Genomic DNA, 16,623 nt, shown 5'->3' on the forward strand with positions numbered 1-16,623 from the left:
AAGGATCGTCCACCCCGCCTTCCTGCAAGCACCGGGCGCTGGATTGTCCTAGCTTGGCGCGAGGTTCGCGTTCGAACGCGACTTATCCCGCCATCATAGGAATCGCCATGAGCAACAACCCAACCCCACAGGCCACCATTGTCCTCATCCATGGTGCATGGGCAGACGGCTCGAGCTGGAACGCCGTCATTCCGAAGCTGCTTTCGCGGGGCCTGAAGGTCGTAGCGGTGCAGAATCCCCTCACGTCGCTCGCCGAAGACGTTGCCGCAACGAAGCGCGTTCTTTCGTTCGTCGAAGGGCCGGTTGTCCTCGTTGGCCACAGCTGGGCCGGCTTCGTCGTCACCGAAGCGGGCGACGATCCGAAGGTGAAGTCGCTGGTGTACGTGTCGGCTTTTTCCGGAAGCGTGGGCCAGACCACGGGAGAACTGGTCGGCAAGTACCCTTCCCCGCCGGCGCTTGGCGGCATCCGCGAGGACGGCAACGGGTTTGTCTATCTCTCTGAGCAGGCCTTCATCGACGACGTCGCGCAAGACCTCCCTTCCGATATGGCACGCCTCCTGGCGGCAACGCAGGGTCCCCTTGCCAAGAGCACCTTCGGCGATGCGTTGACGACCACGGCATGGCGCACGCGCCCGTCCTGGTTCATCGTCTCGACCAGCGACCGTGCGGTCTCGCCGGAGTTGCAGCGCGATGCCGCCAAGCTCATGGGCTCGACAGTGACCGAAGTACTTTCCAGCCATATGTCGCTGATCTCTCATGCCGACGAGGTCGTGAAGGCGATCACGGAAGCTGCCGACGCAGCCGTTCGCGGCTGAAGGCAGGCACGAGGAGACAGATTCGTCTCGCGTTTCCGGGGACTGTTGCTGCGTTGCCTGGTGATAGTGGTCGCTTCGTAGGGAGGGCTCGCCTTGCGGCCTCGCTCGTGGCGCCTGTGCCGTTGCTTGGGAGCCAGTACCCGTTCCCCTCGCCGCGAAGACTTACGTCGTTCCTTGCGCAAGGAGAGCCGCTGCGCGGCTCGTGTCTTATGGCTTCGCCGCGGCGGACCCGGGCGTCCGGGCGGGGGTCTTCGACTCGGCTTCCTGCCTCGGCGAAGACGGCGGGCCGTCCTGGCCCGCCCCCTTGCGGGCCTTTTCCGCCCGCACGCCCTCGACTCCAGACATCGCGGCGAGGGGAACGGGTACTGGCAGCCGACGGTGCGGGTTGGTGTTGGGAGAGCCGGAGCAGGAGCTGATGGCTGCTCTCGCATCTTGTCGACCGAGGCGCTGGTTGCCTGCTTTCGCAGGCACGACGGTAGGTGGGGACGCTGCGATACCGTCGCGTCGTGCTCTTGTGGGAGCCGCTTCGCTTTGTGTGGGAGCCGCTTCAGCGGCGATGGGTGTTCGCGGCAAGATGGCCCGCTGCCGCGGGATCGCCGGCGTAGCCGGCTCCCACACAAAGCACCGGGTACGCGTATGTCGTGGGCATCGGTGCCGGGTTTTCTTGCCGCCATATCGTCGTGCCTGCGAAGGCAGGCACCCAGCGACTCAAGCGCGAACGGTCGCACCCGACCGAGCATAACGACGCCACGCCACGCAGCAAGCGCCGCGAGCGATGCCGAAGGCGAGCCCACCCTGCGAAGCGAAAACCATAGGCACCAGACAGCAAAGCCGCCATCCCTCGGAGATGCGCGAAGAACCAAAGAAAAACCCCCGCCTTTCGAGCGGGGGTCTTTTTCGCTTCCTGGTCGCGGTGGATGTTCCACCGCGAGGGATCAGGCGGCGGCGTCCTTCAGCTTCTTCAGCGGACGGACCTTGACCTTGACCGAAGCGGGCTTGGCGGCGAACCAGCGCTCTTCGCCCGTGAACGGGTCCTTGCCCTTGCGCTTCGGCTTGGCCGGGACGGCGACCGAGGTGATCTTGAGCAGGCCGGGCAGCGTGAACGTGCCGGCGCCCTTCTTGTGAACCGACGCGGAGATCGCGCCTTCGAGCGAGGCCAGCACGGCCTTCACGCTCTTGCTGTCCACGCCGCTCTGCTCGACGATGTGCGAGACGAGCGAGGACTTCGACAGCGGATCCTTGATGGGCTTGAGGGCGGCCGGCGCCTTCGTTGCCTTGGCGGGAGCCTTGGCAGCCTTCTTCGCCGCCGATTTGGTGGTCTTGGCCATGGTTATCCTTGTCACTTTGATCGAATGAGGCGGCCTTACCGGCCGGTGCCCAGCGGGCGACTCACTCTAGCGTTGCTTTCGTCCGCTGAAAATAGGGTCCGCGAAGTTTTTTCGCATTTATGAGCCCTTTTTTCAGGGTCCCCGTGACGCAATGCAGAAAAAACGGCTCAGATGCCCGCGTACCACTCGTAACCGTTGTCCTCCCAGTACCCGCCGTTGCCCTCACCGATGTCCGCGAAACTGGCGACGATCTCGATCCGGCGAAGGTACTTCGCGTGCTTGTAGCCCAGCTGGCGTTCCACCCGCAGTCTCAGCGGGGCACCGTTGGCGACCGGCAGCGGCTTGTCGTTGAGGGTATGGGCGAGCAGGGTCTGCGGGTGCCGCGCTTCGTCGAGGTCGATGCTTTCGTAGTACGGGGTGTCCTCGTCGTAAGTGTCGAAGCAATGGAAGACGACGTAACGCGCGCGATCCGTCGGGCCGACGCGGTCCAGGACGGCGGCTAGCGGTGTGCCCGTCCATTTGCCGATGGCGCTCCAGCCTTCCACGCAGTCGTGGCGGGTGATCTGCGTGCGGCTGCCCAGCGCCTTCAGTTCCTCCAGCGACAGCCGCGCCGGCCGTGCCACGAGGCCATCCACTTCCAGGCGGTAGTCGGAGAATTCCCCGCGCAGCAGCGACTGGTAGAGCGGCGTGTCGGGCATGGTGGTGCCGTTGGGCTTGAACACCGGGGAGATGTCGGATTCCGCGTATTCCTTCGCGAGGGCGCGCGACGGCGAGAGGAACCGCTGGACCCGTCGCGTCACCGCTTCCGCGGATTCGAGCACGCGTGCGCCGGTCTCGCTTTCGGAGATGCGGTCGCAGCCGGCCAGCGTCGCGCCGCCGAGGGCGAGGAGGGTGTTGCGCAGGAAATGGCGGCGGTCAGTCATGGCGGGTTGCCTCCCTGTCGTCGCGAATCCGGTACCAGCCGGTCACCATGCCGCGTAGCTGGTTGAGGGGACCGCTTACCAGTACCTCGAAGACGTGCACCAGCACGAAGGCCACGAAGGCGACGGCGATGATGAAATGGATGGTCCTGGCCGACTGGCGACCGCCGACGAGGTCGACGAGCCAGTACAGCACCGCATCCATGCGGGGCGACATGGCAACGCCCATGAGCACGATGCCGCCACCGAACACGAAGATGGCGACGAGGTAGGCGAGGCGCTGCAGGATGTTGTAACGGGCCGCTTCCTCGCCCACCGGATGGTGGAAGCGCAGGTGGTCGACGACCGAACGGCCGAAGCCGCGCCAGTCGTTCCGCGTGGGCACGAGGTCCCTGGCGAGATGCCGGCTGAAAAGGGACCAGCCCACGTACGCGATGCCGTTGGCGACGAAGAGCCAGGCAAAGAAGAAGTGCCAGCGACGACCCATCGCGAGCCAGCCCGGCCCAGGAATCGTGGCCCAGGCGGGAAAGCCGCGCGACCGCCACTGCCCGTTTACTTTGGAGGCGCCGAGGACGCCGGTGGTGTCGAACGCATGGCTGCCGATACGCGTGGTGCCGCGCGGCGCGCCCTGTGCATCGACACCGCCTTGCAGCGAAAACACCGCCTTGCCGGGGTCGGAACGCTGGCCCCAGTAGAGCGAAGGGTGTGCGTTGAAGATCTGCAAGCCGCTGCCGAGCAGCACGAACAGGCACACCACGTTGATCCAGTGCATCACGCGCACGGGCCAGCGGTGCCGATAGACGAGGCGTGTGTTGGGCATGGGATGCTCCGCGGCAGGCGACCTGAAGTATGACCGTGCGGGCGGATATTTTCTTGCAGGGTGTCTTCGAGCCCCGACCTGGACCTGTAGGAGCCGCCATGGCGGCGAGAGGCCCACGAAGCGGTGTAGCCGTGAGGCGCGCTCCCTCGCCGCCATGGCGGCTCCTACAGGGAAGCGCCCGCCGGATCGTCCAGCCGTCCGGCTGCGACGGCACGCCGAAGGTCGGCCTCGTCGTCCAGATCGTCGCCGAGTTCGTCGGCGCGTACGCTACGCGGTGCCAGGTCGCGCCACAGATCGCGGAACCCCGCGTCGCCTTCGAGTTCCATCCCTCGCGACAGCGTCGATGCGCGGAGAACCACCGGCACGCCTCGCGCGTCGCCGTAGCGGCTGACCGTGTCGCGGTCGTCCCCGTGTATCGCGAGCAGCGCGAGGAGGTGTCGAGCCTCGAGCGCCGGTTGATCTACCGCGGTGACGAGCGTCGGGCGCTCGCGGCCGGCCAGTTCCCCCGCCGCGAGGCGCAGGCTTGACGCCATGCCTGTGGACCAGAGTTCGTTGACCAGCACCTGCACGTCGAGGTCGCCCAGCGCCGCCGTCACTTCGTTGCAGTGCGCCCCCACCACCACGATCGTCCGCTCCGGTTTCGTCGCAAGCACCAACCGGGCTACCCGGGCGACCAGTGCCTCGCCGTGGCGGGTAAGTAACTGCTTCGGCCGGCCGAGGCGGCGGCTGCCGCCGGCGGCGAGGATCACCGCGTCGTGGCCCGTATTCATTCCGCGCGTGCGCGGTCGCGCTGGCACACTTCGGCAAGGATCGACAAGGCAATGCCGTGCGGCGTCTGTGCACCGATCGGCAGGCCCGCGGGCAGGCGGAGCCGATCGAAGGCTTCTTCCCTGATGCCCTCGTCGCGCAGACGCTGCATGCGCGCCTGGATCTTGTGCCGGCTGCCGAGTACGCCCACCGCGAAAGCCGGCGATGCCAGCGCATGCGATGCCACGGCGTGATCCACTTCCGCGTCGTGGCTGAGCGAATAGACGGCCGTACGGTCGTCGATGGCAAGTTGGGCCAGTGCCGCGGGAAGCGAGCGTGAGTCGTATCCCGCCAGCACCGCTCCGGGCGGCGGCGACGCCGGCCCGTGAGGCCTAAGCAGCACGACTTCCACGCCGACGAGCGGTGCGAGACGCGCCACGGCTAAGGTCACCGGATCGCCCCCGACCACGACCACCCGCAGCGGAGGACGATGGACCACCGCATAGGCGCCGCTGTCCGCGGGGACGACGCCGTCGCGGATCGACCATTCGCCCGTCGTGGCAGTGGAGAGCGCCGTGACGGTACGCCGCTCCCGTCGGGCGACACCGAGGGCATGCACGTAAGCAGCCGCTTCGCGAAGTTCGCGCACGAAGATCCCGATGCGCCCGCCGCAGCTGAGCTGGATATCGAGCACATCGCTGCCCACCCCGTAATCGAGCAGGCGCGGGCGGCGCTCCGCGAGCGCCATGGCCGCCTCGGCGGCGACGGCGGCTTCCACGCATCCCCCCGAGACATAACCGGCCACGGCGCCGTCGGCCGCAATGACCATCTCGCTGCCCAGCGGCCGCGGCGACGGCCCTTGCACGCTTACCAGGGTGGCCAGCGCCACGCGGCCCCGGTGGGCAAACTCGCGCAGCGATGCCAGCAGGTCTTCCACGAGGGCGTAGTCGGGCCAGGCAGGCCAGGCGGGAACGGTGGATGTGTCCAAGGCGCTCATGGCCGAAGTCTGGCACGATTGCGGCAGAAGGGGCATGACACGGCCGAAACACCCGTCTCACGCCCTCCGTGCTCTCCTAAGGCGACCATGTCCCCACTCATCGACCGCCACGGACGTACCAAGCGCAAGCTGCGGATATCGCTCACCGACCGCTGCAACTTCCGTTGCACCTATTGCATGCCGGAGCATCCGGACTGGCTCCCGCGAGCCAGTCTGTTGAAGCGCGACGAGATCGTCCGCCTTGCCGGGATATTCGTCGACCACGGCATCGAACAGATCCGCCTTACCGGTGGCGAGCCGCTGCTCCGGCCCGACCTGCTCGATTGCGTGCGTGCCATCGACGCGCTTCGCGAGCGCGGGTTGTCGCGCCTGTCCATGACCACCAATGCCTCGCGCATCGCCCCGAAGGCGCGCGAGCTGGTCGCGGCGGGTGTCGACGACTTCAACGTCAGCCTGGACGCCATCGATGCCGGCACGTTCCGCCGGCTGACCCGGCGCGAGATCTCCCCGGTGCTCGACGGCATCGACGCCCTCGCCGATGCAGGGGCCAGGGTGAAACTGAATGCGGTGGTGATCCGCGGCGACAACGAACAGGACATTGTGCCGTTGCTCGAATGGGCGATGGCGCGCGGTTTGCCGCTGCGCTACATCGAATACATGCCGCTCGACGCGCCGGGGCATTGGAAGCGCGACGCCGTGGTGTCGGAGGCCGAGATACTGACCGCCATCGGCCAATCGCACAGGGTGGAGGCGCAGCCGCGCGGCAACGAGCCGGCCACGCCTTACCTCGTCGACGGCCACTATTCGCTCGGTGTCATTTCCACCGTCTCCAACCCGTTCTGTTCCACCTGCGACCGGCTGCGCCTTACCGCGACGGGCGAGCTCTTCACCTGCCTGTTCTCCCCGGTGGGCATGCCGTTGGGCGCTCGCCTGCGCGAAGGGGCCGACGATGCGGCGCTCGCGGCGCAGGTCGTCAAGGCCGTGTGGCTGAAGGACGCCGGCTATGCTTCGCGGCCCGGGCCGGTGGACCGCCCGTTGACCATGCATGCCATGGGCGGTTGATCCGCCCTTTGCCAGGATGCCCATGAAACCGATCGTTTTCGAACTCTTCGCCAACCTCGAAAGGCTGGCCGGCACGAAGGAATGCCGTATCGATGCCGACGGCGGCGTCGCCACCATCGGCGATGCACTCGCCGTGCTGGCGCGCGCACACCCCGAACTTGCGGGTTCCCTCGAACGCTGTGCCTGCGTCTCGGGCGACACCATCGTCCGCCGCGCCGACGCCGTGCCTGCGGACGGCCGCATCGCGTTGCTGCCACCGGTCGCGGGAGGTTGAGCATGAACCGCATCTTTCTTTCCCATGAGCCGGTGGCCGTCGAGCCTCTGCTCGAACTGAACGCCCATCCGGAGTGCGGCGGCCTTGCACTGTTCGTCGGCACGGTACGCGACCACCACGAGGGGCGCTCGGTGCGCCATCTCAAGTACACGGCGCACGAGCCCCTGGCGGCGAAGGTGATCCGCGACGTGGAGCACGCCACGCGCGAGCGCTACGGCGTACCGTATGTGCGCATCGTGCATCGTCTGGGCGACCTTACCATCGGCGACATCGCCATCGTCTGCGTGGTGCGCGCACCGCATCGCGCGGAGGCCTTCGATGCCTGCCGCTATGCGGTGGATGCGGTGAAGCACGGCGCGCCCATATGGAAGGAGGAGTTCTACACGGATGGCAGCAGCGCCTTCGTGGAAGGCTGTTGTATCCGGGACGACCTGGACGAGCCCGCCACGGCGTCGCATCGTCACCACTCTCATGCGAGCCACGGATGAAAGACGTCAGCCAGAAACCGGATTCCCTGCGCGTCGCGCGCGCCACGGCCACGCTCCATGCTCCTGCCACGTGCATCGCACTGCTGCGCAGCGGCGACACGGAGAAAGGCGATCCGCTCAAGACCGCGCGCGTGGCGGGCATCCTCGCGGCGAAACGTACGGATGAACTGATTCCGCTGTGCCATCCGCTGCCGATCCACCGCGCCGACGTGCATTACGAACTCGGCGAGACCTCCGTGCGCGTCCTCACCGAGGTGCAGACAATCGGCCCTACCGGCGTGGAGATGGAAGCGCTGACGGCGGCAAGCCTTGCGGCGCTCACCCTCTACGACATGCTGAAGCCGTATGCGGAGCCGGACGAGCTGCACATCGAGGACTGCCGCCTCGAGCGGAAGACAGGCGGCAAATCGCACTATCGGCGCACGCTCGCACAGGTGCGCAGCGCGGCGGTCGTGGTGCTGTCGGACACCGTCGCGAGCGGCGCGAAGACCGACACCGCGGGCGCTTATGTTCGGGACGCGCTCATGGAGGCCGGTTTCGATCCGGTGGAATACGCCGTGATCGCCGATGACGCATCGGTACTTGGCAATCTGCTGCAGTCGCTGGTCGAAGGCGGTATATCGCTTGTGATCACCGTTGGCGGCACCGGGTTGGGCCCGCGGGACATCACGGTGGACACCGTGCGTCCCCTGCTGGACGTGGAGATTCCCGGCATCATGGAAACCGCGCGCGCCTTCGGCCAGAAGCGCATGCCGTTCGCCATGCTCTCGCGTGGCGTGGCCGGCTACGTGCGCGACACCCTCGTCGTGACCTTTCCCGGCAGCCGGGGCGGAGCGAGCGAGTCCCTCGCGGCGACCCTGCCGGGCTTGATCCACCTGCTGGAAACCGGCCGTGCCGGAGGCAGGCATCCGGGCGGCTACGGGGAGTCGGCCTGATGCCCCTCCTTCCCCTGTCGGACGCGCTGTCGCGGTACCGCTCCAGCGTGCGCGCGCTTCCGACCCAGCGCGTGCCGCTGGAACTGGCGCTGGGGTCCGTGCTCGCGGAGGCGCCCAAGGCGCGTATTTCGCTGCCTCGGTTCACGCAGAGCGCCATGGACGGCTATGCCGTGCGGGCCGCCGACGGTCTTTCACCGCGTACGCTCATCGGCACCGCGGCCGCCGGCACGCCCGCCGGGGTCACGGTGGGGGCGGGGCAAGCCGTGCGCATCCTCACCGGCGGATTGCTCCCGGCAGGCGCCGACGCGGTGGCCCGCCAGGAGATCGTCGAGCGGACCGGTGAGGGCATCGTGCTGCGCGAAGCGGTGCGGAAGGGCGAGGCTGTCCGCTACGAAGGCGAGGAACTGGTGGCCGGAACGGCACTCGCGGAGCCCGGAAAGAGAATCGGTGCCGGACTGCTCGCCGCCCTCGCCATGGCGGGCGTCGACACGGTGGAGGTCTATCGCCGGCCGCGTGTGGCGGTGCTGGTGACGGGCGACGAAATCCGCCGCGTCGGCGAGCCCCTCGAGCCCGGCCACGTCTACGATGCGAACGGCCCGCTGCTGCGCGCGTGGTTCGTCGAGAACGGGTACGGGGAGCCCGTGATCGCCTATGTAAGGGACGACGAGGCTGCGCTCGAGGAGGCCATGAGCGCTGCGCTCGACAGCGCCGACCTGATCGTGACCAGCGGTGGCGTATCGGTGGGCGATCGCGACTTCGTCCCGCTCGTGGCCGATCGCCTGGGCGTGCGCCAGATCTTCTGGAAGGTGGCGCAGAAGCCGGGCAAGCCGCTGTGGTTCGGCATGCGCGACGGCAAGGTCCTTCTCGGCATGCCGGGCAATCCGGGTGCGGTGCTGGTGTGCCTCGCGGTGCATGCCCGCGCCATCCTGGCGCAGATGGAAGGCGAAACCTCCGAAAAACCCGACTGGCGCGCCGGGGTGCTGGCGTCACCGGTGGACGCCGATCCTCATCGCGACAGGCTCGTGCGCATGGGCGTCAACACGACAGGCAGCACGACCGTATTGGAACTCCTGCCGCGGCAGGAATCGCACATGCTCAGCAACCTAGCCTCGGCACATGCCCTGGTCTGGTTGCCCGCCCGCGACGTCGGCTTCGGCGCGGGCGAGAGGGTTCTCTGGCTCACCCTATGACGTGGTCTGCCGACAAGGCGTCGAACCGCGACTCGTGATCATCGATAGACACTCAGCGATGAATGGGAGAAGGCCTTGAGTTCATATTGCGCGTATCCAGTCGCGACATTGACCGTAAGCGCGTCGGCGGTCCTTGCGTCCGCAGTCCACCAGACGATTTCTGGGCGCGGCCACGCCGGCGCCCAATTGGGCCTGATCTTCCAGTTCATCTCGTCGCCTGTCGGCAGATGTCCGCCAGGTCGTTGATACTGGATGGCGCCGTTCCAGATGAAGTCGCCGATGTATTCCATGAGCCATGCGTTGGTAACGGTGACGGAATAGCTGGCGGTCTGATTGTCCGAGTCCGTGACCGTGATGGTGGCAGTACCGTTCCTCCGTGCGCGAACAACACCCGCTGCGGTCACACGTGCGACGTCGGTATTGGAGGACGTGTAGGTATAGGGCGGAGAGCCGCCGGAGGCGGGCCGATCGACAAAGCTGTTTTCATACCACACGGGAGACAGGGGCAAGCCCGGATCGCTCCATGCGAAGCATAGGCCGGGCAGCGTGACGGGCGTGGGGTCGATCGTCAGCGGCTGTTCCACCGTTACTCGCCACACGGCAGATTCCGGATTGCTGCCGTAGAGCCCTCTGGCCTTGAAGTTGTGCGCACCCACGGCAAGACCCGAAAGGGTTAGGGACCACGCGCCGCTCCCATTCACCGTGGCGTTGCCCTTCGACGTCGCGCCGTCAAGGATCTGTACCTGCTGGTTGGGTTGGGCGGTGCCGCTCAGGGTGAGGGTGGTATCCGTGGTGGACCCGCCGTTGGCCACTGCGTTGCCGTCAGAATCGCGCACGCCGGTGATGTTCGGGACGATCGCGGGCACCTTGGCGAGGGTGTACTGCCGCTGAGGGAACAGCACGTCAGGCTCTTCCGAAAATGCGACGAAGCCCACCGAAGCCACCACCGTCATCGTCGAGTTGTCGTCGAGGGCTTCCAGGTCGGTGCGCGCCAGGGCCACGTCGAGTCCGGCGGTAACCTCGCCGGAGGTCACCGGGGAGGCCGTGCGCAGCCATATCGTTGTGGTCTGGCCGCCGGCGATGCCGCGCACTTCCAGCCAGACGCTCTGACCAACCGCGATCAACGGCCAGGGCGCAACGGTGACGGCGGCGTTGCCGGTGAAGGTGCCGAGGTCGACCTTGCCTCCGCTGGCCTGGGGGATGACCGGGGTCGGCAGGCGGGAATCGCCGTCGGTAAAGCGCAGCACCTGCAGCGACAGGTCTTGCGAGGGATAGGGTACGGTGTCGCGCACGACGATGTAGCTCACCGTGACGGTCCGGCCCAGATAGAGAGCGACCTGGGCGGCGGGAACGGTGAAGACGAGCGCCTCGTTGCCTGCCTTGGGCGGGGTTTCATAGGTGCCGAACTGCACGCGCACCTGATCGGTGGCCTGCAGGGGCGGGGAGAGGGTGGGCACGCGCACGGTGACCCCGTCGGCGGCATCGACCGGATCGAGCGTGCCGCTCGATGCCTCGTCCACACCGGGCGGGGGCAGTGCGCCCAGCCCGGCGCCGACGTGCAAGGACAGCGGATCGGAGCGGCCCTTGCCCTCGACGGTGTATTCGACCTCGACGTCGGCGTCGACGTTGCCGTCGACGAAAGGTGTCTTGGGGACGAAGAAGCTGACGCGGCTGCCGTGGGCGGTGAGGGTTTCGGTATAGGGCGTGGTGTCTTTCGTGCCGATCCAGCTCACGGTGACACGATCGTTGGCGACGACGCCGTCGACATCGACGCGCACGCCGATCAGGGGATCGACCTTGGCCGGATCGAGTTGGCCGTTCTCGGCCTCGGGCACGCTGGGCGGCGGCAGATTGGTCGACGAGCCCAGAATGCGGTAGGTGCGTTCGGGCGACGGAAGGGCGCCGTTGCCCTCCTTGCGTCGGCGCAGCCGCCGGCCGCCGTCCATGACGAAGGTATCCACGGTATAGGCGAAGGTGGCCGTACTGCCGGCGAGCAAGGCGATCTTCCCGGCCGGGATGAGGAAGCTCAAGGGGAAGGGCGTGTTGTCGCCGATGTCGCGGTAGTCCTGATGACCGACCGGGACGTCGCCGGTGGTGGTGCCGTACATCTCGAGGGTGACGCGGGTGCCGGGAACGATCAGCGGGTTGGCCGACACGCTGGCGTGGGCGCCGTTGGTGACGTGGGCCGGGTCGATGGTATCGCCGACCGCCTCGTCCACCGAGGGCGGCGCCAATTGGGCTGCCTCGCCGATGACCGAGAGGCGACGCAGGGACGAAGGAGGAAGGGAGGCCCCGCCGCGCACGACGGTATAGCCGACGGCGCACGCGCCTTGGATCAGGGGCGGAAACAAGCGGTTGGGCAGGACAAAGAGTAAGGGGCGCCCTGCGACGGTCACGGTCTGCGGAGGGGGGGTGTACTCGGTGGCCGAGCCCTCGGCGGTCGTGCCCAGGAACTTCGCGGTGACCACATCGCCGACCTGGAGGAGGCTGTGGACCTCGGCGGTGGCATCGCCGCCGGCCAGGGCCCGGACGTCGATGACTTCGCCCGCATCGCCGACGGTCGGGTCGACCCAGGGAGGCGGCAGGGCATCGGGCGCTTCCACGTCCACGTTGGTGGGCGGTGCGAACAGCGACCAGTTACCGACAACATCAAAGATATGGTAAGTGACCTCCACCTTGCTACCGGAGCCGCCCTTGTCGATCATCGCGCGGTCGACGGTAAAGGGGGGCACGTCCGCCTCCGGATCGATCACGTCGTAGGTCATCTCATTGCCGGCCAGGCCCCAGCGGAGGATCAGCCGGTCGCCTTCGTCGATGTTGTCCCAGGCCGGCACGGTGACGATCGCGGTGACGGTGTCGTTGTCGATGAGCATGGGCTCGACCGTGGGCGCCGCGAGGTTCTCGTTGCGATGGGTGGTGTCGGCCACCGGATCCAGACCGCCGGGCACGCTCAGCTTCAGGCGGACCGCTTCAGGGGGCGAGGACACCGGTATGCCGAGCTGATTGACGACCTGGGCCACCACCTCGTAGGTGCCGTCGGCCAGAAACGAGAAATTGCGGGCAGGCACGACGACCGTGACGGTTCCATACTTGTCGTCGGCCGACGCGGGCGCGGTGCCGAAGATGCGCTGGTCGGGGCCGACCAGCACACGGACGGTGTCGCCGTTTTCAAACCCGTCCCAGGGGCCGACATCCACGGAGAGGTTCCTGTCCGGAATGCGCAGGATGTCGTCGTAGCCGAGGCCGCCATCGTCGGCGTCGGGGATGCGGGGCTTGGGCAGCGGGGAGGCCAGCCGGGAAACAAGGGGCGAAAGCGCACCGTTCCGGGTGTCGTTCATGACAGATCCTTGTCGTGGTGAAACTCCTCGCCCGCACCCTACGCCGCTTCCGGCGGCCGGCCTATATTACGAAGGTTATAGATGGAAACCCGCGCGTGCGGGTCTTACCAGGCCTTCACGTCCGACACGACCACGGTGTAGTCCTGCATGTCGGCGGAATAGCGGAACAGGCGGCCCAGGTCGAAGTCCACACTCTTGCCCGGCTCGATGTTCGAGGTGCCGGCCGGCCAGCCCTGCTTGCTGGCGATGACCTTGCCGCTGGCGTCCTTCGCGTCGATGCGGATCTGGGCAGCGGCGGGCTCCGCGCACTTGTTGACCAGGTTGCCCTTCATGCTGAAGCGGGGCTGGCCCGAACCCTGCTGGAGCTTCACGGCGAAACCGTCGATGGCGAAGTCCTTGGGTGCGCAGGCGGCCTGGGCGGACAGGGGAGCGGCGACGAACAGCGCGGTGACGATGACGAGCTTCTTCATGGGGGTGTTACCTGTCGATAGGGAAAGGGCTACGCCTCCGCGTTGGAGGAGGGCGTTAGCCTTCGTATCGGCAGGGCCGGGGAGGACTTTAGGCTAGGCCAGAAGGCCAGTCAGGCCGCAGCCCCGGCGGTCAGGGCCGCGAGTTCGTCGTCCATGGCGCCGAAAAGATCGTCCATGGGTGCCAGTTCGGCCTCGGGCTCGAACCAGCGCTTCACCGGGGCGAAGCTGCGCCGATGTGCCTCGCACGGCCCCAGGCGACCCAGCGCATCGAGGTGCTCGGGCACCGCGTAGCCCTTGTGCCGGGCGAAGCCGTAGCCGGGATGGAGGCTGTCCAGGGCCGTCATGTGCCGGTCGCGACTGACCTTGGCCAGGATGGACGCGGCGCTGATGGCCGGTTCCGAGCCGTCGCCGCCGATCACCGCCCTGCCTTCGCAGGGAAGGGTGCGCGGGAGGCGGTTGCCGTCCACGAGCGCCACGTGCGGTTTCAAGGACAGGCCCATGAGCGCCCGGGTCATGCCGACCATGGTTGCCTGGAAGATGTTGATCCGGTCGATTTCTTCGCGTTCCACGAAGATCACGCAGTGGGCGAGGGCGCGCTCGACGATCCGGCCGAAGAGTTTCTCGCGCACCGCCTCGGTCAGTTGCTTCGAGTCGTCGAGGCCGCGGATGGGGCGCGTGGGGTCGAGGATCACCGCTGCGACGACCACGGGCCCGGCCAGCGGCCCCCGACCGGCCTCGTCGACGCCGGCGACGACGAGGTCGCGGGCAAGGTGGGAGGTGACGTTACGACGGCGAGGCATGACGGGCAGGGTACTGTCCGGGGGCGGCAGCGACAAGATCGGCCAGGGCATCGGCTGCATGGTCGGCGGCACGGCCTTCGAGGCCGCCGCGCAGTTCCTGGTGCAGGAATTCGAACGCGGCGACGATGGCGCCGCGGCGTTCACTGTCTGCCAGCAGGTCGAGCGTGGCGCGCGCCAGGTTCTCCGGCGTGCAGTCGTCCTGCATGAATTCAGGCACGAGGGGGTCGCGGCCAAGGCCGCAGGCACGGGCGAGGATGTTGGGCAGGCTGTACACGTCGGTCTTCAACATGCGCAGGGCCTTGGCGATGCGGTAGCTGGTGGGCGACACACGGTAGCCCACCACCATGGGTCGCTTCGCGAGCATGGCTTCCAGGGTGGCCGTGCCCGACGCCAGCAGCACGGCATCGGCGGCCAGCATGGCCTCGTGTGCGTGCCCGTCGACGAGCCGCGGCGCCACGCCGGGGAAACCCTGGAGCAGGGCCGCCAGGCGCGCGTGCACGCGTTCGTTGGCAGCCGGTACGACGATGCGCAAACCCGGCATGGCCGCCGCCACGCGCTTCGCCGCCTCGATGAAGATGGCGCCGGTGCGCTCGATCTCGCTGGGCCGGCTGCCGGGCAGCACCGCGAGCACCGGCGCGTCGTGCGGCAGGCCCAGCGCATCGCGCGGACCGTCACGCCCGGAGACCATGGGAAACCGGTCGGCAAGCGGATGGCCCACGAAGCGCGCGTCCACGCCATGGCGGGCGTAGATCGGCGGCTCCATGGGAAACAGGCAGAGCACGCGGGCGGCGGAACGGCCGATCTTCGCGGCGCGATTCTCGCGCCAGGCCCACACGGAAGGGCTGACGTAGTGGGCCGTCATGAGCCCACCTTCCCGAAGCTTGCGCTCCACGGCGAGGTTGAAGTCCGGGGCGTCGATGCCGACGGTCAACGAGGGGTGGGCGGCGAACAGCTTCGCCAGCAGGTCGCGGCGCAGGCGGAGCAGACGCGGCAGGTGCTTCACCACTTCGGCGAAACCCATCACGGAGAGTTCGCGGATGTCGTACCAGGACTCGAAACCGCGTTCGAGCATGCGATGCCCGCCGATGCCCACGAAGCGCGCCTGCGGATAGCGCTGGCGCAGGGCGTCGATGAGGTCGGCGCCCAACTGGTCGCCGGAATCCTCGCCGGCGATCAAGGCGATCAGCGGCGCGTCGGGCGATGTCACCTCGCGAGCGCCCGCTCGCTGCGATCGAGGAAGTCGAGCATCTGTCGCACGTCGTCGCTGCCTTCGGCCTGTGCCACCAGCTGTTCGCGCGCCTCAGCCAGGGGAAGCCCTGCCATGTAGAGCGTGCGATAGGCGCGCTTGATGGCGGCGATGCGCGCAGTGTCGAAGCCGCGGCGTTTCAGGCCTTCGCTATTGATGCCGCGCGGACGGCCGCGGGTCTCGTTGGCCATCATCACGAACGGCGGCACGTCGGAACCGACGAGGCAGCCCATGCCGATGAAGGCGTGGGCACCCACCTTGCAGAACTGGTGCACGCCGGAGAACCCCGAGAGGATCGTCCAGTCGCCGATTTCCGCGTGGCCGGCCAGGGCCGAGTAGTTGGAGAACACCACGTTGTTGCCGATCTGGCAGTCGTGGGCCACGTGTACGTAGGCCAGCAGCCAGTTGTCGTTGCCGATGCGGGTGATGCCGCCGCCGTCGCCGGTACCCCGATTGATGGTGACGAATTCGCGGATGAGGTTGCGATCGCCGATGACCAGTTCGGTGCGCTCGCCCTTGAATTTCTTGTCCTGCGGCGGACCGCCGATGGACGCGAACTGCGAGATGCGATTGTCGCGGCCGATGGTCGTGGGACCTTCGATCACCACATGCGGGCCGATCGTGGTGCCTTCGCCGATGACCACGTCGGCACCGATGACACTGTAGGCACCGATGCTGACGTTGTCCGCGATGCGTGCGGACGGATCGATCTGCGCGGTGGCGTGGATCATTTGTCGCTCCTGGCGGCGCACATCAGTTCGCAGCAAGCCACCACCTTGCCGTCCACCGAGGCCTTGGCCTCGAACAGGCCCATGCCGCGGATCAGGCGCTTCAGCGAGACCTCCATCACGAGCTGGTCGCCTGGGGCCACGACAGCGGAGAAGCGCGCGTTGTCTACCTTGACGAGGTAGAACAGCGGGCTGCCGGACTGGCCGTCGACCTGGCTGGTGATCTGCGTGAGCAGGCCTGCCGTCTGGGCCATGGCCTCGACGATGAGTACGCCGGGCATCACCGGATGACCGGGGAAGTGGCCCTGGAAGAAAGGCTCGTTGATGGTGACGTTCTTGATCGCCGTGATGGTCTTGCCGGGATCGATCGAAAGCACCCGGTCCACCAGCAGGAACGGGTAGCGGTGCGGCAGGAGCCGCTGGATCTGCTCCACATCCACGGGGAGCGTCACGGCAGCTTTCATT

The 16,623-nt window shown here is 67.5% G+C and carries 17 protein-coding genes; 6 read left to right on the top strand and 11 right to left on the bottom strand.

Annotation, left to right across the window (positions count from 1 at the left end; all coding sequences use genetic code 11):
- Positions 1-107 precede the first annotated feature (107 nt).
- Positions 108-815, top strand: a complete 708-nt coding sequence (locus tag FHS47_RS07305; protein ID WP_167025039.1) for an alpha/beta hydrolase — start codon at positions 108-110, stop codon at positions 813-815.
- 935 nt (positions 816-1,750) lie between these two features.
- Here the strand turns inward: FHS47_RS07305 and FHS47_RS07310 are convergent.
- The 5 genes from FHS47_RS07310 to FHS47_RS07330 all read right to left on the bottom strand — a co-directional run bounded on the left by FHS47_RS07310 (position 1,751) and on the right by FHS47_RS07330 (position 5,627).
- A complete protein-coding gene (locus FHS47_RS07310) occupies positions 1,751-2,143 on the bottom strand; it encodes an HU family DNA-binding protein (protein WP_167025042.1) in 393 nt (130 codons plus the stop codon).
- A 167-nt stretch (positions 2,144-2,310) separates the two neighbouring features.
- Positions 2,311-3,066 carry a molybdopterin-binding protein gene (locus FHS47_RS07315; protein WP_167025045.1) on the bottom strand — a complete coding sequence of 252 codons (756 nt, stop codon included), beginning with the start codon at positions 3,064-3,066 and terminating at the stop codon, positions 2,311-2,313.
- Positions 3,059-3,883: a cytochrome b/b6 domain-containing protein gene (locus FHS47_RS07320; protein ID WP_167025049.1), complete on the bottom strand. Its 825-nt coding sequence runs from the start codon at positions 3,881-3,883 to the stop codon at positions 3,059-3,061. Before FHS47_RS07320 ends, FHS47_RS07315 begins: the two co-directional genes overlap by 8 nt.
- A 164-nt stretch (positions 3,884-4,047) precedes the next feature.
- Positions 4,048-4,653: a nucleotidyltransferase family protein gene (locus FHS47_RS07325; RefSeq protein WP_167025052.1), complete on the bottom strand. Its 606-nt coding sequence runs from the start codon at positions 4,651-4,653 to the stop codon at positions 4,048-4,050.
- Positions 4,650-5,627: an XdhC family protein gene (locus FHS47_RS07330; RefSeq protein ID WP_167025054.1), complete on the bottom strand. Its 978-nt coding sequence runs from the start codon at positions 5,625-5,627 to the stop codon at positions 4,650-4,652. Before FHS47_RS07330 ends, FHS47_RS07325 begins: the two co-directional genes overlap by 4 nt.
- Positions 5,628-5,714: 87 nt before the next feature.
- Between FHS47_RS07330 and moaA the strand changes: the two genes are divergently transcribed.
- The 5 genes from moaA to FHS47_RS07355 are packed head-to-tail and all read left to right on the top strand — an operon-like array spanning position 5,715 to position 9,576.
- Entirely contained in the window at positions 5,715-6,689 is a 975-nt protein-coding gene (moaA, locus tag FHS47_RS07335; RefSeq protein WP_167025056.1) for a GTP 3',8-cyclase MoaA, read from the top strand.
- Positions 6,690-6,711: 22 nt separating this feature from the next.
- Entirely contained in the window at positions 6,712-6,963 is a 252-nt protein-coding gene (locus tag FHS47_RS07340; protein ID WP_167025059.1) for a MoaD/ThiS family protein, read from the top strand.
- Positions 6,964-6,965: 2 nt separating this feature from the next.
- Complete coding sequence (locus FHS47_RS07345) at positions 6,966-7,451, top strand: molybdenum cofactor biosynthesis protein MoaE (protein ID WP_167025062.1); 486 nt, start codon at positions 6,966-6,968, stop codon at positions 7,449-7,451.
- On the top strand, positions 7,448-8,386 hold the full coding sequence (gene moaCB / locus FHS47_RS07350) for a bifunctional molybdenum cofactor biosynthesis protein MoaC/MoaB (protein ID WP_167025065.1): 939 nt from the start codon (positions 7,448-7,450) through the stop codon (positions 8,384-8,386). The genes FHS47_RS07345 and moaCB overlap by 4 nt, the downstream gene beginning before the upstream one ends.
- Positions 8,386-9,576 (top strand): molybdopterin molybdotransferase MoeA, encoded by a 1,191-nt coding sequence (locus FHS47_RS07355; RefSeq protein WP_167025068.1) that lies wholly within the window; start codon positions 8,386-8,388, stop codon positions 9,574-9,576. Before moaCB ends, FHS47_RS07355 begins: the two co-directional genes overlap by 1 nt.
- A 38-nt stretch (positions 9,577-9,614) precedes the next feature.
- On the opposite strand, the gene FHS47_RS07360 is transcribed toward FHS47_RS07355, so the two are convergent.
- The 6 genes from FHS47_RS07360 to fabZ all read right to left on the bottom strand — a co-directional run bounded on the left by FHS47_RS07360 (position 9,615) and on the right by fabZ (position 16,622).
- Entirely contained in the window at positions 9,615-12,914 is a 3,300-nt protein-coding gene (locus FHS47_RS07360) for an Ig-like domain-containing protein (RefSeq protein WP_167025071.1), read from the bottom strand.
- Between the two features lie 104 nt (positions 12,915-13,018).
- Positions 13,019-13,384, bottom strand: a complete 366-nt coding sequence (locus tag FHS47_RS07365; protein ID WP_167025074.1) for a hypothetical protein — start codon at positions 13,382-13,384, stop codon at positions 13,019-13,021.
- 110 nt (positions 13,385-13,494) lie between these two features.
- Complete coding sequence (rnhB, locus tag FHS47_RS07370) at positions 13,495-14,184, bottom strand: ribonuclease HII (RefSeq protein WP_167025077.1); 690 nt, start codon at positions 14,182-14,184, stop codon at positions 13,495-13,497.
- Entirely contained in the window at positions 14,168-15,391 is a 1,224-nt protein-coding gene (lpxB, locus tag FHS47_RS07375; RefSeq protein ID WP_167025080.1) for a lipid-A-disaccharide synthase, read from the bottom strand. The genes rnhB and lpxB overlap by 17 nt, the downstream gene beginning before the upstream one ends.
- Positions 15,388-16,161 carry an acyl-ACP--UDP-N-acetylglucosamine O-acyltransferase gene (gene lpxA, locus FHS47_RS07380; protein WP_167025084.1) on the bottom strand — a complete coding sequence of 258 codons (774 nt, stop codon included), beginning with the start codon at positions 16,159-16,161 and terminating at the stop codon, positions 15,388-15,390. The genes lpxB and lpxA overlap by 4 nt, the downstream gene beginning before the upstream one ends.
- A complete protein-coding gene (gene fabZ, locus FHS47_RS07385; protein ID WP_167027762.1) occupies positions 16,158-16,622 on the bottom strand; it encodes a 3-hydroxyacyl-ACP dehydratase FabZ in 465 nt (154 codons plus the stop codon). Before fabZ ends, lpxA begins: the two co-directional genes overlap by 4 nt.
- Between the last annotated feature and the right edge of the window lies 1 nt (position 16,623).

Origin of the sequence: Luteibacter sp. SG786 (assembly GCF_011759605.1) — a bacterium.
Lineage (GTDB): Bacteria > Pseudomonadota > Gammaproteobacteria > Xanthomonadales > Rhodanobacteraceae > Luteibacter.